The sequence below is a fragment of the Streptomyces sp. NBC_00878 genome, assembly GCF_026341515.1.
In the GTDB taxonomy this organism is placed as follows: domain Bacteria; phylum Actinomycetota; class Actinomycetes; order Streptomycetales; family Streptomycetaceae; genus Streptomyces.
The window spans coordinates 7,302,136-7,325,356 of record NZ_JAPEOK010000001.1; the positions used below are offsets into that span (position 1 = coordinate 7,302,136).

A 23,221-nucleotide genomic window follows, 5' to 3' on the forward strand; every position below is an offset into this window, starting at 1 on the left:
AAACACTCCAGAATACGGGCCGCACCGCCGCGACCACGACGAACGTGACTTTCACGGGGTTCAAGGGGGAGAAACCTTGTCCAGTACGCCGCCCAGCACGGAGTAGAGGCGGGCGTTGCTCCAGTACGCGCTGTGCGCCGCGGAGACGGGCTGGCGGTTGTCGACCTTCACGTCGGTCACCTGAGGGCCGAACACCTCGCCCGCCAGGTAGGAGAGCAGGTCGCGAGGGTCGTACACGTTCACCCAGTGCGGAAAGTCGCGCGGCAGGCCGCTGCCGTACGGCCGTGACGGCAGGGCGTCCAGTTCGTACAGGAGCGGAGCCTGGGAGCCGACGGTGACCAGGGCCTCGACCTGTCCGGGCCGACCGTCGCGGCCCGTGCCGTCCTCGTCCAGCAGGACGCCCGAGGCCAGCAGGTCGAACGCGACGATGCCGCCCAGGCTGTGCCCGAGCAGCACCACGGGACCGGGTTGCGCGCGTACCGCCTCGGTGACGAAGGCGCGTACCGCCTCACCGCGGACCAGATACCGGGCGATGTCCCCGAAGAACCCAACGGACTTGCCGCTCCACGCCGTACGGCGGGCCACCACCAGGCGGGAGCCCAGCGCGTTCTCGAACAGGCGGGCCGAGAAGCGGACCGCGGCCGCGACGGCCTCGGGGATCGCGCGGACCTCACCGCCGAGCGCGTCGGTCAGCTGGTCGACCAACTCGTCCCGCACCGGCACCGGCACCCGTCCGGCCTCGCTGTCGCCGTGGCCCAGCGCGTACGCCACCAGGGCCCGGGCCGTCAGCCTGGGCAGGACGGCGGCACCGTCACCGTCCGCCCGCACGGCCCGCCGCAGTGCCGGAGCGGCGGCGAGCGCGTCGGCGGTCTCGGCCAGCGGCACCCCGAGCGCCGCCTGGGCCCAGGCCGCCCGTGCCGTGTCGTGACGGTCCAGCCGGGACATCGCGTCCAGGAGCAGGTCGCCGCGCGAGGCGTGGCCCGGAACGAACGGGCCGGGCGCGGCCTCCCCACCGGTGAGGGCGAACAACTCCAGCTCGGCGAAGGGGTCGGCGTACAACAGGGCCCAGCGGGCGACGCTCTCGTCCTCCGGGCCGGGCGCGGCGGGTCCGCGGCCCTCCTGCGCGACGAAACCCGGGATGGATGCGCCCCCGGCCCGCAGGTACGAGCCCAGCGCCGATCCCCAGTCGCACGGCTCCACCCGGACATCCGGGCGCACCGCGGCCACTCCCTCGCGCACGCGCGTCAGCGCGGCACTGTAGGAGGGCTCCCGCACGCCCGTACCGTGCACGAACAGAACTGTCACCATGAGCGTGTTCCCCCGTTGCGTACTCGTGGGTCCGTCCGCGCGGAATCCAGTGACCGTCCGGCGCGCGGGCCCCGTAACCCTCGTACTGCTACCGGGCATTGCTACCTGCAAGGCCGGACAGGAACAAGACCGCGCCGGAAAACGGCGGAAAGTGGAAGGCCCAAAGGGAAACGCGTTTACTCCCGGGGGAGTAATCCCCTCGGCCGGTCACCCTGGGCAGTACACCCCACCTCGCCCTCGCGCCCGACGTAAGCCCCGCTTTCCACCGGAATTCTGGAGAGCGAAACAGACGTCGCCCGGAGGGAGACCGGTCAATGGGGGCCACAAGGACAACCACGGTGAGGACGGGGCGCAGCCGAGCCGTTCCCTGGGTGGTGCTCGGGCTGTGGGTGGCCGCGCTCGCGCTGGTGGGGCCGTTCGCGGCGAAGCTCGCCGACGTGCAGCACGACCGGATCACCGACTATCTGCCGGCGAGCGCCGACTCGACCCAAGTGGCGGAGATCCAGGGGAAGTTGCCCGGCGGCGAGACCACCGAGATGGTGCTCGTGTACCACCGGGAGGGCGGGCTCAGCGCCGCCGACCGGGAGACCGCCGCCGGGCAGGTGGCGGAGATCGCCGGCCGGCACGAACTGATCGGCGGCGCCCCGCAGGGGATTCCGTCTGCGGACGGTACGACCCTGATGTACCCGGTCGCCAGCAACGAGCCGGGAACGGACGAGAAACTGCGGGACGAGCTCGTGGGCGACGTCCGCGAAGTCGCCCAGGGCGAAGGCGGGTTGAGCGTCGAAGTGGGCGGCACCGGCGCGCTGGCCACCGACGCGTCCGAGGTCTACAACTCGCTCGGCGGGCCGCTGCTCTACACCACCGTCGCCGTCGTCGCCGTGCTGCTGATCCTGATCTACCGCAGCCCGGTGCTGTGGCTCGTACCGCTCGTCGTCGCCGGAATGGCCGACTACCTGTCGATGAGCGTCGCCTACGGACTCAACCAGGCCTTCGGCACGACCATCTCGGGACAGAGCTCGGGCGTGATGACGATCCTCGTGTTCGGGGCGGGCACGGACTACGCCCTGCTGCTCGTCTCGCGCTACCGGGAGGAACTGCGGCGCGTCGAGCGCCCGTACGAGGCCATGGCCGCCGCCCTGCGCGGCTGCGGGCCCGCCGTCCTCGCCTCCTCCGGCACCGTCGCCGCCGGACTGCTCTGCCTGCTCGCCGCCGACCTCAACAGCAGCCGGGGCATGGGCCCGCTCGGCGCGGTCGGCGTGCTGTGCGCGCTGATCGCCATGCTGACCCTGCTCCCCGCCATCCTCGTCCTGCTGGGGCGGCGGGTGTTCTGGCCGCTCGTGCCGGCCTTCGGGAGCGAGCCCAAGCAGCGGCGGAGCTTGTTCGCGGCGATGGGCAGCTCGGCCGGACGCAGGCCGCTGACCGTGCTCGCGACCGGAGCCGTACTGCTCGGCGCTCTCGCCCTCGGCTCGCTCAACCTGCCAGGTCCGATCAAGCAGGAGGACTCCTTCGTCGACAGGCCGGAGGCCGTCGCCGCGATGGAGACCCTCGCCAAGGCCTATCCCGAGCAGGGCAGCCAGCCCATCGACGTGATCACCCCGCAGGGCCGCGCCGCCGAGACCCTCGCGGCCGTCCGCGGCACCCCGGGAGTCGGCAGCGCGGAGCAGGGGCGTACCGGAGACGGCTGGACCGAGATCGCCGTCTTCGCCAAGAGCGCACCCCAGTCGGCGGGCGAGACCGCCACCATCAAGTCCCTGCGTAACGAACTGAAGGGCTCGTACGTCGGCGGGGCCAGCGCCCAGCAGATCGACCTGGAGGACACCAACAGCCGGGACATGAAGATCGTCGTGCCGCTCGTCCTCGTCTCCGTGATGCTCATCCTGATCGGGCTGCTGCGGAGTCTGGTCGCACCCCTGCTCCTCGTGGCCGCGGTGGTCGCGGTGTGGGGCGCGTCCCTCGGCATCGGCGGGCTGGTCTTCGAACCGCTCCTCGGCTTCGAGGGAACCGACCCCGGACTCGGCCTGCTGTCCTTCGTGTTCCTCGTCGCCCTCGGCGTCGACTACGGCATCTTCCTCATGCACCGGATGAGGGAGGAGTCCCTGGCGGGCGCGGAACCGTCCGACGCCGCGCTCACCGCGCTGCGCACCACCGGCGGCGTCATCGCCTCCGCGGGCCTCGTCCTCGCCGCGACCTTCGCCGTGCTGACGAACATGGGCCTGGTGCAGATGGTCCAGCTCGGCTTCGTGATCGCCGTCGGCGTCCTGCTCGACACGTTCCTCGTACGGACGTACCTGGTCACCAGTGCCAGCGTCGCCCTGGGCCGGAAGGTGTGGTGGCCGGGAGGCCTCTCGAAGGCACCCGAACCGTCCGAACCGACCGAGCCGCCGCGACAGACGGCACCCGTCGGTGCGCCCTGACACGGCGGGCCCGTCCGGGCGCCTCTCCTTCGGGAGGGGCGCCCGCACTCCCGCACGCATACCGGAAGATGGAGCCGTGCGGGTACGGGGAACGACCACGGCGGTACGCGACCGGGCGTCGGCGGCGACGGCCGGGGCTGGGGCGGGTGCCGGCGCCGGGGCGCGCGCAGGCGGTAGCGGTGGTGCAGGCGGTGGCGCGCGGCCCCGTCGGCTCGAACGCTTCATGGCCGCCATCAACCGCGACCCGCTGACCGCGCCGCACCGCACCCGCAACGACGCGATCTTCGCCGCGGGCGTCGCCGTACTCGCGGTCGCCCTCGTCCTGCTCGTCGACGACGGACGCGAGCTCGGCCCGCTCGGCTGGGCCCTGCTGCTCGGAGCCCATGTGCCGCTCGTGTGGCGGCGCACCCGTCCGGTGCTCGTGCTGCTGGCCGTGGTGGCGTGCGTCGCGCCGTACCACGGCCTCGACTTCCACCACGCGGCGCCGACCCCCGCCTCGTACCTCGCCCTCTACACCGTCGCCGCCACCGGCCGTCCGCTGCGTACCGTCCTGGTGGGCATGGGTGTCCTCGGCGTCGCGATGAGCGTGATGCTCACGGTCAGCGCGAAGGACGCGCTCCAGCTGCTGGAGGTCTCCGGCTGGGTCGTCGCCATGCTCTTCTTCGGCGTCGACGTCCGCTTCTACCGCCGGTACGTCGCCTCCATCGTCGAGCGGGCCGAGCGCGCGGAGCGCACCCGCGAGGAGGAGGCGCGGCGCCGCGTCGCCGAGGAACGGCTGCGGATCGCCCGTGACCTGCACGACCTGCTCGCGCACAGCATCACGCTGATCGGCGTGCAGACGTCCGTGGCCGCGCACGTCCTGACCGCCGACCCGGAGCGGCTCGACCGGGAGGCCGTCGCCCAGGCGCTGGACGACATCGCGGGGACGTGCCGGACGGCCCGGGGGGAGTTGCGTACGACGCTGGAGGTGCTGCGGGCGAACGAGGTCGGTGTGGGGGGAGTGGGGGTGAGTGTGGGCGAGGGCGCGGGAGGCGAGCCTGGGGCAGGCTCCGGCGTCGGTTCCGCTTCCGGCTCCGGTCTCGGCTTCGGGTTCGGGTCCGAGGACGGTCGGGGGCCGTTGCCCGGGCTCGACGGTCTCGCCGACCTCGTGGGGACGGCCCGGGTCGCCGGGGCGAAGGTCGAACTGTCCGTCGACGCGGACGGCGTACCGCCTTCCGTGGGCGCCGCCGCCTACCGGATCGTGCAGGAGGCGCTCACCAACGCCGTACGCCATGGGGGCCGCGACGATCTCACGATCAGGGTGGGGGCGCGGACCGCGGAGGGAGCCCTGCGGGTGAGCGTCACGGACGACGGGGTCGGCGTGGGCGGCGGGGCGGGCGCGTCCGACGGCACGCCGGGGTTCGGGCTCATCGGTATGCGGGAGCGGGCCCGTAGCGTGGGCGGCACGCTGGACGCCGGACCGGGGCCCGCCCAGGGCTTCGAGGTGACCGCCGCGCTGCCGCTGCCACGGAAGGACGCCCGATGACGATCCGTGTACTGCTCGCCGACGACCAGAACCTCGTACGGGCTTCCTTCGCGATGCTCGTCTCGTCGGCGAAGGACATGGAGGTCGTCGCCGAGGCGGGGACCGGGCGGGAGGCGGTGGCGCTGGCCCGGTCCGCGCGGGCCGATCTCGTCGTGATGGACATCCGCATGCCCGATCTGGACGGGATCGAGGCGACACGGCTCATCGCCGCGGACGAGGATCTCGCGGGGGTGAAGGTGCTCGTCCTGACGACGTACGACACCGACGAGCACATCGTCGACGCGCTGCGGGCCGGGGCGTCCGGCTTCCTCGTGAAGGACATCCGGCCGGCCGAACTCCTCGACGCCATCCGGACGGTGGCCGCGGGTGAGTCCCTCCTGTCGCCCGGCCCCACCTCGCGGCTCATCGCCCGTTTCCTGCGCGCGCCGGACACCGCGACGACTCCTGTGGTGGGCGGGCCGAACGGGCTGTCCGAGCGGGAGCGGCAGGTGCTCACGCTGGTCGCGCGCGGCCTCAACAACACGGAGATCGCGGAGGCGTTGGGGCTCAGCCCGCTGACGGCGAAGACCCATGTCAGCCGGATCATGGGGAAGTTGGGGGCGCGGGACCGGGCGCAACTGGTGATCGTGGCGTACGAGTCGGGGCTGGTGATACCTGGGACGGTGTGAACACCCCACGTCCCATGTCCGCCTGTGTCTCCCTACGTCCGTCTGTGTCAGCTGTGCGCGCCTTCAGGAGAAACCGTGGCTGCCAACCACTCGGCCGCGCCGCCGGCCGACTCCGCCGACACCGGGCAGGAGGCCAAGTACTACGGGGCCCATGCGATCTACAGCGACGACGGCGGGGTGACGTGGCGGATCGGGTTCGTGGACGACTCGTACAACGGGCTCGACAACGCGAATGAGAGTGTCGCGGCGCAACTGCCCGACGGACGGCTGTACTTCAGCGCGCGTGACCAGCACGGCACCAGCGTGGGCAACCGCCTCGACAGCTACTCCAGTGACGGGGGCGTGACACTCGACCGGCCCTATCTGGTCCAGCCGACCCTGAATGACGTGCCGGTGGTGCAGGCCAGCGTTCTGCAACTCACGGGAAGCGGCCAGGGAACAGGGGCCCCACTCCTCTTCTCCGGACCGTCCGTACCCACGCTCCGCCAGTCCATGGCGGTCTGGCGAAGCACGGACTCCGGCCTCTCCTTCACCAAGGCGAAAACCCTGTCCACCCGCCCGGCCGCGTACTCCGACCTCGTACAACTGGCCGCCGACAAAGTGGGCGTCCTCTACGAGACGGGGACCACGGGAACGTACGAGAAGATCGAGTTCCGGCGGGTGCCGGTGGGGGAGTTGAGGGGGTAGGGCCTCGCGGGGCGTCATCGGGCCCTTACAGCAACCCCGCCCCCGCCAGGAACTTCCCCACCCGTTCGATCTCCTCCGGTGACAGCGGAACCTGCGGCTCGGCAGTCGCGGGGCAGGCGATGACGCCCCGCAGATACAGCGCCGCCTTGAACGCGCCGAGCGCGGACGAGCTGCCCCCCATCCGCCCCGCGTCCCCCACCCGCACCATCCCGAACAGCGAGAACAACCGCTCCTGCTCGGCCCGAGCCCGCTCCCAGTCGCCCTCGCGGCAGAGCCGGTAGAGGCGTACGTACCCGTGCGGGTCCACGTTCGCGAGGCCCGGGACCGCCCCGTCCGCCCCCATCGCCAACGCGCTGTCGACGACGAGCTCGGAACCGGTCAGGACCGAGAACCCGGAGATGCCGGGATGCGCGCGGACCCCGGTCACGACGGCCCTGAAGCCCCCCTCGTCCCCGCTGGAGTCCTTCAGCCCGGCCAGCACCCCCTCCGCGGCCAGCTCCAGCACCAGCTCGGTGCCCAGCTTGGAATGGACGGCGACCGGCAGGTCGTACGCGAACACCGGTACCGGCGAGTGGGAGGCGACGAGGCGGAAGTGGCGGGCGATCTCCGCCGGATGCGTACGCGCGTAGAAGGGAGCCGTCACGACGACCGCGTCGGCGCCCGCCTCCGTCACCTGCCGGACGTGGTCGAGGACGCGCGGGGTCGTCATGTCGATGGCCCCGGCGAGGACGGGGAGTTCGCACGCCACATGACCGACCACGGTCTCGACGACGAGCCGCCGGTGACGATCCGTCAAATACGCGGCCTCCGAGGACGATCCGAGGACGAACAGGCCGTCCACCCCGCCCTCCACCAGATGGTCGACCAGCCTGGTCAACGACGGGACGTCCACCTCGCGGTCCGGTGTCAGGGGAGTGCAGACGGGCGGTACGACACCGGTCAGCGGGGCGGGCACGGTCATCAGGGCTCCCTGGGCGTCTTGGCCATGGCGGTGGCCTCCGGAACGGTGGTGACGGCCTGTGCGACCAGGTCACGTGTCGACTGACCGTCCTCCACAGGATGGTGGCACCGAAACCGGTGCGCCGGACTCGACGCGCCCGCGAAGTCCGGCATCGACCCGGCGCAGACCGGGTCCGCCTTCCAGCAGCGGGTCCGGAAGGGACACCCGCTCGGCGGTCGTGTCGCCGACGGCACGGGGCCCACCAGCGGGATCGGGTCGATCGGGTCCAGGAGTCCCGGTGTCGCCGAGAAGAGGGCGCGGGTGTACGGGTGGCGCGAGCGGTCCGTCACCTCGTCGGCCGGGCACTCCTCGACGATCCGGCCGAGGTACATCGTGACGACCCGGTCGCTCATCCTCCGCACGGTCTGGATGTCGTGGGAGACGAAGACCAGGGCGAGCCCCAGCCGCTCCTTCAGGTCGAGGAGGAGGTTGAGGATCTGGGCGCGCACCGACACGTCCAGCGCGCTCGTCGGCTCGTCCGCGACCACCAGGTCCGGATCGAGGGCCAACGCCCGTGCGATGGCGACCCGTTGGCGCTGACCGCCCGACAACTGTCCGGGCAGGCCGTCCGCCAGCGCCTTGGGGAGTCCGACCAGGGACATCAACTCCCGTACGCGGTCGTCGCGTTGCCGGGCCGTTCCGCGCCTGTGCACATCGAGGGGGTCGCGCAGGATCTGGCGTACCGTCAGCCGGCGGTTCAGGGCCGTCGACGGGTCCTGGAAGATCATGCCGGTGCCCGCGCCGACCGCGATCCGCCGTTCGGCCGGGGTCATCGTCCACAGGTCGCGGCCCCCGAAGGACACCGTCCCGTACGTCGGCCGCTGCACCCCCACCAGGACCTTGGCGAGCGTCGACTTGCCGCAGCCGGACTCCCCGACGACGCCCACCGTCTCGCCGGGCGCGATGGTGAGGTCGGCGCCGGTGAGGGCGTACACGCGGTCGCGCGCGAACAGACCGCCGGTGCGCGCCTTGTGGACGACGTGGGTGTCGGACAGCTCCACGAGCGGGCTCTCGGGACGGCTCTCGGGACCGCTCACTTCATGGCCATCGGCACGTCGGGTCATCTCACGGCCTCGCTTCCGTCGGCTCCGGATGGCCCTGTTCCGGTCGGTCCGGTCGATCCGGTCAGTCCCGTTGACCCGGTCGAGCCCGTCAATCCCGTTGATCCGGCCGGCCCGGTCGAAGCCGTGGGCATGGGCATGGGCAGGGCGATCGCCGGGTGGTGGCAGGCGACCTCGTGGCGGCGCGGCGGGCCCGCCAGCCGGGGAGCCGTCGTGCGGCAGACGTCGGTCGCCATCGGGCAGCGGTCGGCGAACCGGCAGCCCGCCGGGAAGTCGGCGGGCGACGGTACGACTCCCTTGATCTGTGTCATCCGCTCGGCCGCCGACTCAAGCGACAGGACGCTGCCCAGCAGCCCGCGCGTGTAGTGGTGGGCGGGGAACTCGACGAGGTCCGCCGTCACGCCCGACTCCACGATCTGGCCGCCGTACATCACCACCACCCGGTCGGTGACGTCCGCGATGAGCGCCAGGTCGTGCGAGACGAGGATCAGCGCGAAGTCCAGCTCGGCGCGCAGCCGCAGCAGCAGCTCTATGATCTGCGCCTGCACGGTGACGTCGAGGGCGGTCGTCGGTTCGTCGGCGACGATCAGCTTCGGGTCGCGGGAGAGCGCCATGGCGATGAGTACGCGCTGGCGCTGGCCGCCGGACAGTTCGTGCGGGTAGCTGCGCAGGGTGCGTTCCGGGTCCAGGCCGACCAGTTCGAGGAGTTCGGCGCCCGTGCGCGTGCCGCCCCTCCTCACAACTTGCTTGAGCTGGGCGCGGATTGTCATCGCCGGGTTGAGGGAGGACAGGGCGTCCTGGTAGATCATGGCCATCTCGTGGCCGAGGAGTCTGCGGCGTACGCGCATCGGCTCGCCCACCAACTGCCGCTGGTCGAACCGGACATGGCCGCGCACCCGGGTGCCCTTCGGCTCCAGGCCCATCACGGCGAGCGCGGTCAGCGACTTGCCGCAGCCCGACTCGCCCACCAGGCCCAGGACTTCACCGGGCTGTACGTCGAAACTGATGCCGTCGACGATGTCCACACCCCCGTGGCGGGCATCGAATCCGATGGCCAGGTTCTCCACGCTCAGCACCGGCCGGCCCTCGGGGAGAGGGCGCGCCCGGGCGCGCAGCCGCTGGGCCGCCTCCGTCAGTCCCGGCAGTTCAAGCACCTTGCCGCTGCCGGGCTCGGGAGCCTCAAGACGGTCTTCCTCCTCCTCGTGCGTTCCGACATCGCGGGCGGCCGGCGCGGCCCACGCGTCCGAGACGCCCTCGGAGAGGATGTTCAGCGAGAGCACGGTGAACAGCATCAGCAGACCGGGGAAGACGGTCGCCCACCAGCCGCCGGTCAGCACCATGTTCTTGCCGTCCGCGATGACACTGCCCCAGGACGGGTCCGGCGGCCGCACCCCCGCGCCGATGAAGGACAGCGACGCCTCGAAGACGATCGCCTCGGCGACCTGCACCGTGCAGAACACGAGGACCGGAGCGGCACAGTTGATGGCCACGTGCCGCCACACGATGTGCGGGGTACGCGCTCCTATGACCCGCTCGGCCGTCACATAGTCCTCGCCGTACTGGTCCATCACGTTGGCCCGTACGACCCGTGCCATCGGCGGCATGTAGAGGAACGCGATCGCGCCGATGAGGATCGGGATGCTGCCGCCGAACACCGCGACGAAGACGGCCGCGAGCGCGATGCCCGGGAAGGCCATCACGATGTCGAGGCAGCGCATCAGCGTCTCGTCGACCGCCTTGCGCGAGGTCGCCGCGATGGCGCCGATGAGCGCGCCCACGACGAGCGCGAGCCCAGTCGCGCCGAGCCCGATGGCCAGCGACCAACGGGCCCCGTACATCAGCCTGCTGAGGATGTCGCGGCCCAGGCTGTCCTGCCCCATCCAGTGCTCGCCGGACGGCGCGCCCTCGCTGTGGCCGTTGTCGACCAGGGGCACCTGGTCGAGCGGGTCGTGCGGCGCGAGCAGCGGCGCGAGCAGGGCCGTGAGGACGACGATCCCGATGACCACGACGGCGATCCGCGAGATCAACGGCAGGCGGGTGAAACCCCTGAGGCGGATGCCGGGCAGGGAGAGCTTCTCCGCCAGCCGCTTCCGGTACATCAGCATCATGCTTCGGCACTCCTCAGGCGCGGGTTGACCAGCAGATAGAGGATGTCGATGACGAGGTTCACGATCACGAACCCGAAGGCGATCGTGAGCACACCGCCCTGCACGACGGCCGGATCACCGTTCTTCACGGCGTCGATCATGAGCTTTCCCATCCCCGGCAGATTGAAGATCGTCTCGATGACGACCGCACCGCCGAGCAGATAACCGACCCGCAGCCCCAGCACGGTCAGCGGGTTCATCAGGGCGTTGCGCAGCACGTTCCGCCCGACCACGACCACCGGCGGCAGCCCGCTGCCGATCGCCGTCCGTACGTAGTCCTTGTCCAGCTCCTCCACCACGGCCGTCCGGACGATCCGGGTGAGCTGCGCCGCGACCGGCAGCGAGAGCGCCAGCGCGGGCAGCGTCATCGTCTTCAGCCACCCGGTGAAGGAGTCGGCGGGATTGACGTATCCGCTGGTCGGGAACCAGCCCAGGTCCACGGCCAGGTACTGGATCATCAGCAGCGCCAGCCAGAAGCCGGGCGCCGCGACACCTGTCAGCGAGACGACCCGGATCAGCTGGTCCGGGAACCGGTCCCGGTAGATCGCCGCCGTGACCCCGCCGATCAGCGAGAGCACGACCGCGATACCGAGGCCCAGGAAGGTCAGCTGCATGGTGAGCGGCAGCGCGGTGGTGACCTGGTCGACGACCGGCGCCCGCGTCAGCGCGCTGACGCCCATGTCACCCCGGATCAGGTCCCCGACGAAGCCGAAGTACCGCACCGGGAACGGATCCAGCAGCCCGTTGCGCTCCCGGAAGTCGTGCAGCTGCTGCTCGGTCGGGTTCGCGCCCTGGAAGTACGCGGACGCCGGATCACTGTCCGAGAATCGCATCACGACGAACACAAACAGAATGATCCCGAGCATCAACGGCACGAGCAGGGCGACACGACGGACCAGAATTCTGACGATCGCGACCACGGGTGGTTCTCTCCTCGCCGTTTCGGACTAGACCCACTTCGCCTGGAGAACGTTTATCCCCGGATACGGCTGAGGTCGAATACCCGAAAGGTCCTTGGAATCCCACGCGGTGATCAGCTCATTGTGAACGACCGGATAGATCACGGCGTTCTCCGCGACGATGTCGATGTACTCCTGTGTCATCGTCTTCTTCTTCTCGACGTCCGGCTCCTGCGTGGCCTGATCCATCCGCTTGAACAGATCCTTCGCCACGGAGTTGGTCTCCCAGCGCGCATACCGCATCCAGGTGTTCCCGGGCCCGTAGTTGTAATGCATGATCAGATCCGCGTCGAGACCGAACTGATTCGGATTCGAGGCAGCAGCGACGACCTGGAAATCCTTCTTCTGGTCGAGCTTCGTGAACAGCGCGGCGGTTTCCTGCGGTTCGAGGGTCGTCTTGACGCCGATCGCGTCCCACGACGCCTTGATGGTCGGCAGACAGTCCACGATCCAGCTCACGTTGACCGCCATCAGAGTGACCGTGAGCCCGCTGACCCCGGCCTCCTTCAGGAGCGCCTTGGCCTTGTCCGGGTCGTAGTCGTAGACGGCTTTCGCCTTCCGATACGTCGGATTCCCCTCGTTGAGATACGACGACGCCGCCCTTCCGTGACCGCGCAGCGCGGCCTGGATCATCTTCTCCTTGTCGATGGCGTAGTGCAGCGCCTGCCGCACCCTTACGTCGTCGAAGGGTTTGTGGTCGGTGTTGAAGAGGAGAAAGATGTGGTTCATGCCCGCCCCGCCCTCGACCTTCAGTCCGCCCTTCTCCAGCTGGGAGATATTGGCGTACGGAATGTTGTCGGAGATCTGCGCGCCCGCGCTCGAACCCGAGATCTTCGCGACGCGCGGCGCGGCGTCCACGATCGTCAGCCAGTTCATCTTCTTGAAGGCGGCCTTGCGCGGTCCGTTGTAGGCCGCGTACGCCTCGAAGGTCGTGTTGGACTTTGGGTGGTGAGCGGCCTGCCGGTACGGTCCGGAGCCGATCGCCTTTCCCGTCGTCGCCTCGTCCAGCGCACCCGCCTTCGAGAACACGTGCTTCGGCATGATCTTCGCGAGGGTGAGCCGCTGGGCCCCGTCCGGGAAGGGGAACTTGAGAATGAGTTCCACCGACTTCTCGTCGACCTTCTTCACCTCCTTCAGCCAGGACGCGAAGAAGTTCTTGGCGAGCGTCGTCGTCTTCGGATCCAGTACGCGCTCATAGGTGAAGACCACGTCGTCGGCGGTGACGGGCTGCCCGTCGTGCCACTTCGCGCCCTCCCGCAAAGTGAACTTCCACGTCGTCGCCCGGAGATCCGCCGGAATCGCCGTCGCGAGCGCCGCGTACGGCTCACGGCTGATCGGGTCGGTGTCCAGGAGCCCCTCGTAGATGTGGTGGTTGCCGGCCATCGCGAAGGCCGAGGCCGTCATCAGCGGGTCCCAGCTCTGGTCGTTGCCGTAGCCGATCACCGCGGTGAGCGTCCGGTCGGCGCCCTCGCCCCCACCGCCCGTCTCGTTCGTGGACTCCGGCCCCGACGAACAGGCGGAGAGCGTCGAACTGATCGCGGCGGCGGCGCCCAGCGCGCCGGAGTACTTCAGGAACGACCGGCGGTGCAGCGCCGGTGCAGGGGTCGCGTCGCGCACGGTTCCTCCAGCAAGGGGTGGGAGATACGACGTCCTACGTCATAGGTGCAGCGTGACCATAAGAGGGGGCGTGGGGACGGTCAAGGGAACGCGCACGAATGCCGTTTCTTCCAGAGGTGCGACCAATGTCGCCCTGAAACGCGCCGAGTTGACGGATGGTCAATCACTGATTGACGGCCGATCCTGTCTGGAGGTGGGACGTGGGATGTCCAGCGCGCGTACGATGCGGCGCATGTCTGAGCGGCGCGTGTCCGACGACCCGAGGAACGACAGCCCGAGCAATGACGGCCCGAGCAGCGACGGCCGACCCAAGGACGACGGGCCGAGCAATGACGGCCGACCCAAGGATGACGGGCCCGGGAGCGCCGGCCCCCGGAACTCCTTCCCCCGGGCGCGCTCGGTCCGTGAGCCGCGGGTGAGCAGCCAGATCCAGCGCGAGGTCATGCAGCTGATCCTCGACCGCAGACTCCGGGCCGGCGCGCCCCTGCCCACCGAGGCCGAACTGATGGAGTCCCTCGGCGTCAGCCGCAACTCCGTCCGCGAGGCCCTCAAGGCACTCCAGGCCCTCGACATCGTGGAGATCAGACACGGCTACGGCACCTACGTCGGTGAGGCGTCACTGACCCCGCTCGTCAACGGCCTGACCTTCCGCACGCTGGCCCAACAGGGCGACGACACGGGCGCGTTGGCCGAGATACTCCAGATCCGGGAGGTCCTGGAGGAGGGGCTCGTCCGGCGGGTCGTGGGCAGGCTCTCGGACGCGGAGCTGGCTCGGCTGGAGGCCGTGGTGGAACGGATGGAGGAGGCGGGTGCGGCGGGACATCCGTTCCCCGAACTCGACCGGGAATTCCACGAGTTGCTGTACGCGCCACTCGGAAACGCCCTGGTGCCCCAGCTGTTGGGCGCCTTCTGGGCCGTGTTCCGGCGGGTGGCAGGCGTGCGGGGCTGGACGGACGATCCGACGCCCCATGTCACGGTCCGCCGGCATCGTGACATCGTGGTCGCCCTGAGGGCGGGAGACGTGGAGGGGGCGCAGAAGGCGATGGCGGATCATTTCCGGGGGATCGAGGCGAGGGCCGCGCAGGAGTCACGGGGGGTCGGATGACGGGGGACGACGGGGGTCGGATGACCGACGGCTGGGACGAGCGGGCGGCCGGTGTGCTGCGGCTGCCGTCCGGGCGGCTGGTACGGGGCCGGGGGCTGCGGCACGGGCTCGACCCCTCGGCGGTCCGGCCGACGTACGGCGTCTATCTCCTCGGCAAGCGACCGCCCGAAGTCCCTTGGGAGACACGGTGGTTGAGGTGGCCGGACTTCTGGCTGCCCCGGGACAGGGCGGACGCGCGGAAGGTCCTGACGGAGACCTGGGAGCGGGCCGCGGATCCCGACGAGCGCGTCGAGGTCGCCTGCGGAGGCGGCCGGGGCCGGACCGGCACGGCACTGGCGTGCCTCGCCGTCCTGGACGGCGTACCGCCGGACGAGGCCGTGGAGTTCGTACGACGGAACTACGACCGCCACGCCGTCGAGACGCCGTGGCAGCGGACATACGTACGCCGGTTCGAGGGGGGAGCGGGGCCCGGTTCGTGACGTAGCCGGTCCCCTTGGCGAGCCCTTCCGGCGCCCGCCGCTCATCCCTTGGTCGGGGTGCCGTAGACCATCGGCCGACAGCCGGAACTGCCCCGGGTCGACAGACTGACGGCATGGAGAACACGGGGCGGAACCAGGGGCGGAACACAGCGAAGAACCAGGGGCAGAGCGCCGGGATCAGCAGGGCGCGGTTCATGGCGGCGGCGGTCGCCGGGGTCGGTGCGGCGGCGGGTCTGCCGGCCGGAGGGGCGTCGGCGTCCCCGGCTCAGCCCTCGTCCCAGCCGCCGTCCCCGTCCCCGTCCGGGTCGCTTCGAAGTGCGGCCGGAACCCCGCGCGGGCTCACCCACCGCGGTGTCGTCTACACCATCGGGGCCGGGGAGACGCCGGGCACGGCGTGGAGCGAGCGGCGGATGCGGGGCGACATCCGGGCGATCGCGGACGACCTGCACGCCGACACCGTCGAGGTCACCGGGGACGGGGTCGAGCGGCTGAACGCCACGGCGAGCGAGGTCGCCGAGCGCGGGCTGCACGTCTGGCTGCAGCCGACGCTGGGGGACGTGCCGGAGCGGGAGATCCTGGAGCATCTGGTGGAGGCGGGGCGGCACGGGGAGCGGCTCCGGAAGCAGGGCGCCAAGGTCACCCTCGCCGTGGGCTGCGAGTTCTGGCTGTTCGTGCCGGGGATCGTGCCCGGGGCCGACGTCTCCGAGCGGATCGACAACCTGCAGAAGGGCAACTTCGATGTCGTGGAGATGCAGAAGAGGCTGGCCAGGTTCACCGCGAAGGCGGCGGCGGTCGGGCGGTCCGTGTTCCGCGGCAAGCTGAGCTACGCAGCCATGCAGGACCCGACCTTCGAGAACGTCGACTGGAACCTCTTCGACATCGTGGGCATCGACTACTACTCGTACTTCCCCCAACGGGCCGACTACGTCCGTGAGTTGAGGAAGTTCCTGCGCTGGGGCAAGCCGCTCGCGATCACCGAGTTCGGCACCTGCACGTTCGTCGGTGCCCCGGAACAGGGCGGGATGGGCTGGAGCATCGTCGACTATGACAAGACACCGCCGGAGATCAAGGGAAACGTGGTGCGCAGCGAACGCGTACAGGCGGCGTACCTCACCGATCTCCTCGACGTCTTCGAGTCGATGAACCTGTACGGGGCGATGGCGTTCGAGTTCATCACCGCCGACGCTCCGCACCGCCCCGACAACCCGCGGTATGACCTGGACATGGCGTCCTACGCCGTCGTCAAGCCCATCAAGGACCGCCCCGACGATCCGGAATCGGACTGGCACTGGGAGCCGAAGGAGGCCTACCACGCGGTGGCCCGGCACTACGGCCGGGCGCGCTGCTGAGCCGTCGGTTTCACTGGCGGATTCACCGTCAGGTCAAGCAGCGGGATCAGCTGCGGGTGGCGCGGAAGCGGACGGCGCCGGACTCGGGGTGCCGGTCCACCGACACGTCCGTGAAGCCCGCCTTCGCCAGACGCTCCGGCAGACCGACCGGATCCACCGTGTTCATCGTGTCCCTGAAGTGCAGCAACCGGAACCGGAGACTCGGCTGGCTGTCGCACCCGGCGAAGACGCCGCCGGGGCGCAGCACCCGGTGGGCCTCCGCGAAGATCCGGTCCTGCTGGGCGGACGTCGGCACATGGTGGAGCATCACGAAGCAGACGACGGAGGAGAAGCTCTCGTCCGGCAACGGCATCGCGGCTCCGTCGGCGTGCAGGATCGTGGCCCGGTCGCCCCACTTCCGCTCCAGCAGGGCGGCCGTGCCCTCGTCGACCTCGACGGCCGTGACACGGGGGACCTGCTCGATCAGTACGCGCAGATTCGCACCGTAGCCCGGACCGATCTCCAGTACGTCGTCGCCGAGGTGGACGTCCGCCAGGGTCCAGGGAAGGATGTGGTCCCTGGTCGTCCGGGCCCACTCCTCGGAGCTGCACAGCTTGCGGTGTGCTCGGTTCATCGGCATGAGACGACGGTACGAGCGGGGCGACGGTGTCCGATACGGGCTACGCTGCCGATCCATGTCGCCAAACGGACAGTCGCCAAATGGGCGGTCGCCAAATGGGCGGTCGCCAAATGGGCGGTCGCCAAATGGGCGGTCGCCAAATGGGCGGTCGCCAAATGGGCGGTCGCCAAATGGGCGGTCGCCAAATGGGCGGTCGGCGAGCGGTCCCTCGGCGAGCGGACCCTCGGCCGCCACCGCGATCTTCATCGGCCACTTCGCGATGCCGAGGGGCACCGCGTTCGGCAGTCACTGGCACACGTTCCACCAACTCGCCTGGGCCGCAAAGGGGTTGCTCCGGGTGACCAGCGAGCACGGCACCTGGCTCCTGCCGCCGTCGCTGGCACTGTGGATCCCCGCCCGGGTGGCCCATACGACGCAGGCGGAGGGTGACGCCGTCATGCGCAGCCCGTACGTGAACCCGGCGGCGTGCCCGGAGATCACCTGGACCGAGCCCACGGTGGTGGCCGTGGACCCCCTGCTCCGGGCCCTCATCGACCACCTCGTACGCGAGGACCTCGCCCCCGAGGCCCGGTCGCGCGCGGAAGCCGTACTCCTGGACGTACTGCGTCCCGTCCCGGTCACCAGTGTCTCGGTGACCGAACCCCACGACCCGCGGGCCGTCAGGGTGGCCAGGGCCCTCGCCGCCGACCCCGCGGACGGGCGCCCCCTGGCGTCCTGGGGCGTCGAAGTCGGCGCGAGCGCCCGTACGTTGGCCCGGCTCTTCGTCGCCGAGACGGGTCTCGCCTTCGGCCAGTGGCGGGAGCGGTTGCGCATGCGGTCGGCGATGCCGTACCTCGCCGAGGGGCTGCCGATCGAGTCCGTGGCCCGCCGCGTGGGCTATGCCTCCGCCAGTTCCTTCGTCGCCGCGTTCCACCGAGTGGTGGGCCTGACGCCCAGGCAGTACTTCCCGGTCCGTGACTGAGGGGTCCCCGTCAGCGCGGGGGCAGCGAGGGGTCAGTACGAGGTCGGCCCCGGCCACACCGACGAGGCGTCGTCGCGGTCGGGGTCCGGGAGCCGGATCGGGCGGACCGGGACGGTGTAGGCGCGGCCATCGGTGGTGGCGGTCCAGGGGGAGGGGTGGCCGGAGTAGCTCAGGGTCGTCAGGGCGAAGACGTTGTCGGCGTAGATCTCGACGTACTCGCCGATGGTGAGGATGCGCAGGGTGGCGGCGGGCTCGGTGAGCACCGTCTCGCCGAGTCGTGCGCCGTCGGGGCCGGTGACCCAGAGGTCCTTGCCGTCGCAGCCCACGGTGAGGGCGGGGCGCCCGGCGCCCGGGGCGTCCGTGCGAACGGTGACCTCGACGGGACGGCCGAAGACGCCGATGTCGCCGACCGCGTGGGGGGCGGGGTCGTCCGTCGCCTCGTCGAGCCAGGCGTTCAGGCCGCTCCACCATTCCAGCCTGGGTGCTGAACCAGCCTTCACCACAAGGGACTTGGGCTGCGCGAGCATGCCCCGGCAGCGCTCCCCGGTGTCGGTGAGGCCGACCCGGCGGGGCGTGGTGTGCAGCACTACCCGGGATCCGTCGGGGGCGGCGATGACGCGAGGGGCGTACGAGCCGGTAGGGCCGAGCGGGCCGCGGCGGGTCCAGGGGCCGCGCAGGCGAGGGGCGGTCCACGCCTCGAAGCCGCGGGTGGCACCGACCGAGCCGAGCAGCAGCCAACTGCCGTCGTCGAGACGTTCCAGAACCGGGCACTCCAACTCGTCCACGTCACCTGGTGAGATGAGCGGCGGCTGTACGGTCCAGTGCTCCAGGTCGTCCGAAGTCGCCCAGCCGACACAGCCGCTGACCTCGACGGGCAGGGAGGCATCGGCGGCACAGACCACCATCACCCAGCCCCCGCCCCCGCCCCCGCCTTCGCCCCCGCCCCCGCCCCCACCACCGCTCTCGCCTCCACCACCGCTCTCGCCCTCACCATCGCTCTCGCCTTCGTCGTCGCGTACGACGAACGGGTCGCGCCAGCCCATGTGTTCACCGGTGCGGTACCAGCGCGGGTCCGCCTCGACGACCGGCCCGGTGCCGTGGCGCCGCCAGCCGGTGCCGTCGGTGCGGTCGGAGTACGCGAGGCCGACGGCCTGGAGCGGCCAGCCGTCCGGCGTCAGTCCGCTCACCCCTGTGTAGAACATCGCCATTCCGGTGCCGTGCCGGAAGGGGTGCATGGTCCACACGGCCTGCTCGTCGAAGCGGCCGGGCAGCCCGTTGCCGAAGGCGGTGCCCTGGCACTGCCAGCCGACCAGGTCGGCGGAGGTCGCCCGCCCGTAGGAGGTCTCCATCCGCAGGTGGTCGAACTCCGCTGTCCAGGGCCCTTGTAGATGCAGCACCGCGTACGTGCCGTCCTCGTCGCGAAGGAGGGCGAAGTCGTTCACGCACAGGCCGGGCGGGGCGTATCGCATGCGCAGTTCCTGTCGGCTCACAGCGCCCAAACGCATGCGCTGACCATTGATCACATCGGTATCACTTGAGATTCAGCCCCAGTAGATATGAACGCAAACGCTTGCGCAACAACGAAGGCAGGTCTACGGTCGCGTCACCCACAGATCACACCGACGTGAAATCAGACGCGCAGTCAGAGGCTCAGCCATAGACGCAATCAGACGCACAGTCAGACATGTAGCCAGAGGCGCAATCAGAGGCGCAGTCAGACGCGCAATCAGACGCGAAACCAGCGGGAGGAACTGAGCCGTGACGGTCAGCATCAACGACGTCGCCCGTGCCGCCGGCGTCTCCGCGTCCACCGTGTCCCGCGCCCTGCGCGGCCGGACGGGCGTCTCCGACGAGGTGCGGGACCGGATCGCGGCCGTCGCCGCACAGCTCGGCTACACCGCTTCCCGCTCCGCCTCCAGCCTGGCCAGCGGCCGCACTTACACGATCGGGGTCGTCGTCCCGTACGTGGGCCGCTGGTTCTTCGGCACCGTGCTCGACGCGGCGGAGCAGGTGTTCAGCGCCGCCGGGTACGACGTCCTGCTGTACAACCTGGGCGCGCCCGAGTCACGCAAGCGTTTCTTCACCAAGCTGCCGGTCCGCAAGCGGGTGGACGCGGTGCTGTCGCTGCTCATACCCGACGAGGAGGAGTCCACGGCGCTGCGTTCCCTGGGCGTGCCACTGGCCAGCACGGTCGGCGGCGCCCGGCCCGGCTTCACCGTGGTCGGCATCGACGACCGGGCGGGCGCGGAGAGCGCCGTACGGCATCTGGTGAACCTCGGCCACCGCCGGATCGGCATGATCAGCGGATCCAGCGGGCCGCTGCACTGGACCACGCCCGTCGAGCGCCGCCGGGGCTATCTCGACGTCCTGGCCGAGGCCGGGATCGAGCACGACCCGGCCCTGGAGGCGGACGGCTACTACACCGTCGAGGGCGGCGAGCGGGCGATGACCGAGCTGTTGGCCGCCGCCCGGCCGCCGACCGCCGTGTTCGCGCAGTCCGACGAGATGGCGATGGGCGCGTTGCGTGCCCTGCGGCGGCATCGGCTGAGGGTGCCGGACGACGTGTCGGTCGTCGGCTTCGACGATCACGAACTCGCCGACGTGGTCGGCCTGACGACCGTCGCCCAGCCGGTCGCGGGCCAGGGCGCCGAGGCCGCCCGGCTGCTGCTGCGGCAGCTCGACGAGCCGGACGCCGAACACCCCGGCCATGTGCAGATGCCCATCCACTTCGTGCTGCGCGAGACCACGGCCCCGCCGCGCCCGCGCGGACCGCAGTGACCGTCCCAGCCCCACACCCTCACGCCCTCACACCCCCACCCCCTCACGCCTGGAAGCACACCAGCGCAGAAGCACTTCGCACCTCGAACCCTCGCCACAGCACGGAGGCAAGCCCATGAGTTCAAGGACGAGTTCAAGGACCGGCAGGCACGGTCACACCATCCGCGCCACCCGCGCCAACCGCGCCATCCACACGACCCTGGCCCTCGCCCTGCCCCTGGCCGCGCTGGCGGCCTGCGGCGGAGGCAGCGGCACCGAAACCTCCGCCGAGGAGGGCAGCGGCAAGGGAACGATCAGCGTCTGGGCCCACCAGGGGCAGAAGAGTGAGGCCACCGCGCTCCAGAACGCGGTGAAGTCCTTCAACTCCTCGCAGAGCGCGATCAAGGTCGACCTGAAGCTGATACCCGAGAACGACTACACGAAGACCATCACCGCCACCGACGCCTCCAAGCTGCCGGACGTGATGGAGTTCGACGGCCCGACGATGGCGAACTTCGTCTACAACAAGAAGCTCGCCCCGATCGACACGTACGTCTCCGCCAAGACCATGGACAACGCCACCCCGGCGAGCAAGGCGCAGGGCGAGATAGACGGCAAGCACTACGGGCTGGGCATGTTCGACTCAGGGCTCGGGGTCTACGGCAACAAGAAGCTGCTGGACGCGGCCGGGGTGAAGTACCCCACGGGTCTGTCCGACGACTGGACGGCGGCCGAGTTCACCGCCGCGCTCAAGACACTCAAGGCCAACGCCAACTCCAAGGACTCCGACGGAAAGGTCCTCGACCTCCAGGAGACCGGCGGTTACGCCAACGAGTGGGGCACGTACGGCTTCGCCCCGATCGTCTGGTCGGCGGGGGGCTCCCTCCTCAAGGATGGCAAGGCGGAAGGTGCTCTCGACACCCCTGCCGTGGTCTCCGCCCTGAAGACCTTCCAGTCCTGGAAGACGTACGTCGACCCCAACACCGACGGCAACGCCTTCGCCAAGGGCCGGGTCGCGCTGAGCTGGGTCGGCCACTGGATGTACCCCGCCTACAGCGAGGCCCTCGGCGACGACCTCGTGGTGATGCCGCTGCCCGACTTCGGCAACGGCCCCAAGACCGGCCAGGGTTCCTGGGCGTGGGGCATCGGCGCGGACACGAAGAACGCCAAGGCGGCGGGCGCGTTCCTCGACACCCTGCTGAACGACACCAACATCAAGGCGATGACGACGGCCAACGGCGCCGTGCCCGCCACCCAATCCTCGCTCGCCGCAAGCGAGTTGTACCAGCAGGGCGGTCCGCTCCAGCTCTTCGCCGACCAGCTCGCCAAGCCCTGCGGCGACAGCGACATCACCAAGTCGTGTGTCGCGGTCACCCGCCCGGTGACCGCCGGATACCCGGTCATCACCGCCAAGTTCAGCGAGGCCCTGAACTCGGTCTACGGCGGCGCCGACCCCAAGAGCGCCCTGGAGAAGGCGGCCCGCGCCATCGACCGGGACTACTCGGACAACGCCGGCTACGAGATCCCGTAAGCCCATGACGTCGGCCAAGCCTGCCAAGCCCGTGAACTCCGCCAAGTCGGTGTCCCCCGTCAAGCGCGAGACCTCCGACAAGTCCGCGCCACCCGCATCCCGGCCGCCGCGCTCGCCGCGCTCCTCGCGCAGCAACCGCGACTGGCTGCACGGGCTGCTGATGTCCGCGCCCGCCCTCGCCGGACTCATCGCGTTCGTCGGCATCCCGTTCGGCTACGCGGTCGTCCTCTCCTTCTACAACGTGCGCCTCGGCTCCCCGCTGGAGCCCACCTTCTTCGGCCTGGAGCAGTACCGGCGCCTGTTCACCGACCCCGACCTGTCGGGCCCGTTCCTGCGGGCCCTGCTGAACAACCTGACCTTCGCAGTGGTCGTCGTACCACTCCAGACGGGTCTGGCCCTCGCGCTGGCCATCCTGCTGAACCGCAAGCTCAAGGCGATCGGCCTGTTCCGGTCCTTCTTCTTCATGCCGGTCGTCTTCCCCATGGCGCTGGTCGCCGTGATCTGGCGGCTGATCCTGGCCCGCAGCGACCAGGGCATGCTCAACTCCGCGCTGGACGCGGTGAGTTTCGGCAACTGGGGCGCCTTCGACTGGCTCGGCGACGGCGCCACCGCGATGGCCTCGATCATCGTGCTGTCCGTGTGGCAGGGCGTCGGCTTTCAAATGGTCATCCTGCTCGCGGGCCTCCAGCAGATCCCGGGCGAGCTCTACGAGGCCGCCGAGCTCGACCGCGCGTCCCGCTGGCAGCAGTTCCGCCACGTCACGCTGCCGGGCATCCGCGGCACGCTCGTCTTCGTCGCGATGCTGACGTCCGTACTGTCCTTCCGGGTCTTCGACCAGGTGTACGTCCTCATCCGCGGCGGCGGCCTGGACGAGGACGCGACCCGCACGGTGATGTACCAGGCCGTCACGACCGCCTTCGACCAGAACAACATCGGCCAGGCGTCCGCGATCACGGTCGTCTTCTTCCTGATCGTCGTGATCCTGACCCTCGTCCAGCGCCGAGTCGTACGCCCCGGAAACGAGGACTGAC

18 protein-coding genes and 1 pseudogene are annotated in these 23,221 nt (G+C 70.3%); 11 read left to right on the forward strand and 8 right to left on the reverse strand.

Annotated elements, in window-relative coordinates; genetic code table 11:
- Window positions 1–60: 60 nt before the first annotated feature.
- Complete coding sequence (locus OHA11_RS31645; protein ID WP_266502229.1) at window positions 61–1,308, reverse strand: hypothetical protein; 1,248 nt, start codon at window positions 1,306–1,308, stop codon at window positions 61–63.
- A 314-nt stretch (window positions 1,309–1,622) separates the two neighbouring features.
- Here OHA11_RS31645 and OHA11_RS31650 point away from each other — a divergent pair, with 314 nt between their 5' ends.
- The 4 genes and pseudogenes from OHA11_RS31650 to OHA11_RS31665 all read left to right on the forward strand — a co-directional run.
- Window positions 1,623–3,725 (forward strand): MMPL family transporter, encoded by a 2,103-nt coding sequence (locus tag OHA11_RS31650; RefSeq protein WP_266502230.1) that lies wholly within the window; start codon window positions 1,623–1,625, stop codon window positions 3,723–3,725.
- A 223-nt stretch (window positions 3,726–3,948) separates the two neighbouring features.
- Complete coding sequence (locus OHA11_RS31655) at window positions 3,949–5,250, forward strand: sensor histidine kinase (RefSeq protein ID WP_266502232.1); 1,302 nt, start codon at window positions 3,949–3,951, stop codon at window positions 5,248–5,250.
- Window positions 5,247–5,918, forward strand: a complete 672-nt coding sequence (locus OHA11_RS31660) for a response regulator transcription factor (protein ID WP_266502234.1) — start codon at window positions 5,247–5,249, stop codon at window positions 5,916–5,918. The genes OHA11_RS31655 and OHA11_RS31660 overlap by 4 nt, the downstream gene beginning before the upstream one ends.
- A gap of 81 nt (window positions 5,919–5,999) precedes the next feature.
- A pseudogene (locus tag OHA11_RS31665) lies at window positions 6,000–6,605 on the forward strand (exo-alpha-sialidase); the annotation flags it as partial.
- 25 nt (window positions 6,606–6,630) lie between these two features.
- On the opposite strand, the gene OHA11_RS31670 reads toward OHA11_RS31665, so the two are convergent.
- The 5 genes from OHA11_RS31670 to OHA11_RS31690 are packed head-to-tail and all read right to left on the reverse strand — an operon-like array spanning window position 6,631 to window position 13,389.
- On the reverse strand, window positions 6,631–7,566 hold the full coding sequence (locus tag OHA11_RS31670) for a dihydrodipicolinate synthase family protein (RefSeq protein ID WP_266502236.1): 936 nt from the start codon (window positions 7,564–7,566) through the stop codon (window positions 6,631–6,633).
- Complete coding sequence (locus OHA11_RS31675; protein WP_266502237.1) at window positions 7,566–8,642, reverse strand: ABC transporter ATP-binding protein; 1,077 nt, start codon at window positions 8,640–8,642, stop codon at window positions 7,566–7,568. The genes OHA11_RS31670 and OHA11_RS31675 overlap by 1 nt, the downstream gene beginning before the upstream one ends.
- A 23-nt stretch (window positions 8,643–8,665) precedes the next feature.
- A complete protein-coding gene (locus tag OHA11_RS31680) occupies window positions 8,666–10,771 on the reverse strand; it encodes a dipeptide/oligopeptide/nickel ABC transporter permease/ATP-binding protein (protein ID WP_266507600.1) in 2,106 nt (701 codons plus the stop codon).
- Window positions 10,771–11,733: an ABC transporter permease gene (locus OHA11_RS31685; protein ID WP_266502238.1), complete on the reverse strand. Its 963-nt coding sequence runs from the start codon at window positions 11,731–11,733 to the stop codon at window positions 10,771–10,773. Before OHA11_RS31685 ends, OHA11_RS31680 begins: the two co-directional genes overlap by 1 nt.
- A gap of 27 nt (window positions 11,734–11,760) precedes the next feature.
- Window positions 11,761–13,389 (reverse strand): ABC transporter substrate-binding protein, encoded by a 1,629-nt coding sequence (locus OHA11_RS31690; RefSeq protein WP_266502240.1) that lies wholly within the window; start codon window positions 13,387–13,389, stop codon window positions 11,761–11,763.
- A 232-nt stretch (window positions 13,390–13,621) separates the two neighbouring features.
- Between OHA11_RS31690 and OHA11_RS31695 the strand changes: the two genes are divergently transcribed.
- The 3 genes from OHA11_RS31695 (at window position 13,622) to OHA11_RS31705 (ending at window position 16,322) form a co-directional block, all read left to right on the forward strand.
- A complete protein-coding gene (locus OHA11_RS31695) occupies window positions 13,622–14,494 on the forward strand; it encodes a FadR/GntR family transcriptional regulator (RefSeq protein WP_266502241.1) in 873 nt (290 codons plus the stop codon).
- A 20-nt stretch (window positions 14,495–14,514) separates the two neighbouring features.
- A complete protein-coding gene (locus OHA11_RS31700) occupies window positions 14,515–14,973 on the forward strand; it encodes a protein-tyrosine phosphatase family protein (RefSeq protein ID WP_266502242.1) in 459 nt (152 codons plus the stop codon).
- Between the two features lie 113 nt (window positions 14,974–15,086).
- Window positions 15,087–16,322, forward strand: coding sequence for an abortive phage infection protein (locus OHA11_RS31705; protein ID WP_266502243.1), 1,236 nt, complete (start codon window positions 15,087–15,089; stop codon window positions 16,320–16,322).
- Window positions 16,323–16,368: 46 nt separating this feature from the next.
- Here OHA11_RS31705 and OHA11_RS31710 read toward each other — a convergent pair whose 3' ends face one another.
- Window positions 16,369–16,941: a class I SAM-dependent methyltransferase gene (locus tag OHA11_RS31710; RefSeq protein WP_266502244.1), complete on the reverse strand. Its 573-nt coding sequence runs from the start codon at window positions 16,939–16,941 to the stop codon at window positions 16,369–16,371.
- A gap of 238 nt (window positions 16,942–17,179) precedes the next feature.
- On the opposite strand from OHA11_RS31710, the gene OHA11_RS31715 reads away from it, so the two are divergent.
- Window positions 17,180–17,902 carry a helix-turn-helix transcriptional regulator gene (locus tag OHA11_RS31715; RefSeq protein ID WP_266507601.1) on the forward strand — a complete coding sequence of 241 codons (723 nt, stop codon included), beginning with the start codon at window positions 17,180–17,182 and terminating at the stop codon, window positions 17,900–17,902.
- 32 nt (window positions 17,903–17,934) lie between these two features.
- Here the strand turns inward: OHA11_RS31715 and OHA11_RS31720 are convergent, their stop codons facing one another.
- Window positions 17,935–19,371 (reverse strand): mucin-1, encoded by a 1,437-nt coding sequence (locus OHA11_RS31720; protein WP_266502246.1) that lies wholly within the window; start codon window positions 19,369–19,371, stop codon window positions 17,935–17,937.
- Between the two features lie 289 nt (window positions 19,372–19,660).
- Between OHA11_RS31720 and OHA11_RS31725 the strand changes: the two genes are divergently transcribed.
- From OHA11_RS31725 to OHA11_RS31735, 3 genes are all read left to right on the forward strand, one after another.
- Window positions 19,661–20,680 (forward strand): LacI family DNA-binding transcriptional regulator, encoded by a 1,020-nt coding sequence (locus OHA11_RS31725; RefSeq protein ID WP_266502248.1) that lies wholly within the window; start codon window positions 19,661–19,663, stop codon window positions 20,678–20,680.
- 115 nt (window positions 20,681–20,795) lie between these two features.
- A complete protein-coding gene (locus OHA11_RS31730; protein WP_266502249.1) occupies window positions 20,796–22,190 on the forward strand; it encodes a sugar ABC transporter substrate-binding protein in 1,395 nt (464 codons plus the stop codon).
- A gap of 4 nt (window positions 22,191–22,194) precedes the next feature.
- Window positions 22,195–23,220, forward strand: coding sequence for a carbohydrate ABC transporter permease (locus tag OHA11_RS31735; protein WP_266502250.1), 1,026 nt, complete (start codon window positions 22,195–22,197; stop codon window positions 23,218–23,220).
- The last annotated feature ends 1 nt before the right edge of the window (window position 23,221 follow it).

Excerpts from the sequence above, each read along its gene's own strand:
- OHA11_RS31655 (WP_266502232.1), top strand. The coding sequence starts at position 3,949 with ATGGCCGCCATCAACCGCGACCCGCTGACCGCGCCGCACCGCACCCGC.
- OHA11_RS31660 (WP_266502234.1), top strand. The coding sequence starts at position 5,247 with ATGACGATCCGTGTACTGCTCGCCGACGACCAGAACCTCGTACGGGCT.
- OHA11_RS31680 (WP_266507600.1), bottom strand. The coding sequence starts at position 10,771 with ATGCTGATGTACCGGAAGCGGCTGGCGGAGAAGCTCTCCCTGCCCGGC.
- OHA11_RS31645 (WP_266502229.1), bottom strand. The coding sequence starts at position 1,308 with ATGGTGACAGTTCTGTTCGTGCACGGTACGGGCGTGCGGGAGCCCTCC.
- OHA11_RS31710 (WP_266502244.1), bottom strand. The coding sequence starts at position 16,941 with ATGCCGATGAACCGAGCACACCGCAAGCTGTGCAGCTCCGAGGAGTGG.
- OHA11_RS31730 (WP_266502249.1), top strand. The coding sequence starts at position 20,796 with ATGAGTTCAAGGACGAGTTCAAGGACCGGCAGGCACGGTCACACCATC.
- OHA11_RS31705 (WP_266502243.1), top strand. The coding sequence starts at position 15,087 with ATGGAGAACACGGGGCGGAACCAGGGGCGGAACACAGCGAAGAACCAG.
- OHA11_RS31670 (WP_266502236.1), bottom strand. The coding sequence starts at position 7,566 with ATGACCGTGCCCGCCCCGCTGACCGGTGTCGTACCGCCCGTCTGCACT.
- OHA11_RS31650 (WP_266502230.1), top strand. The coding sequence starts at position 1,623 with ATGGGGGCCACAAGGACAACCACGGTGAGGACGGGGCGCAGCCGAGCC.
- OHA11_RS31695 (WP_266502241.1), top strand. The coding sequence starts at position 13,622 with ATGTCTGAGCGGCGCGTGTCCGACGACCCGAGGAACGACAGCCCGAGC.
- OHA11_RS31720 (WP_266502246.1), bottom strand. The coding sequence starts at position 19,371 with ATGCGATACGCCCCGCCCGGCCTGTGCGTGAACGACTTCGCCCTCCTT.
- OHA11_RS31700 (WP_266502242.1), top strand. The coding sequence starts at position 14,515 with ATGACCGACGGCTGGGACGAGCGGGCGGCCGGTGTGCTGCGGCTGCCG.
- OHA11_RS31735 (WP_266502250.1), top strand. The coding sequence starts at position 22,195 with ATGACGTCGGCCAAGCCTGCCAAGCCCGTGAACTCCGCCAAGTCGGTG.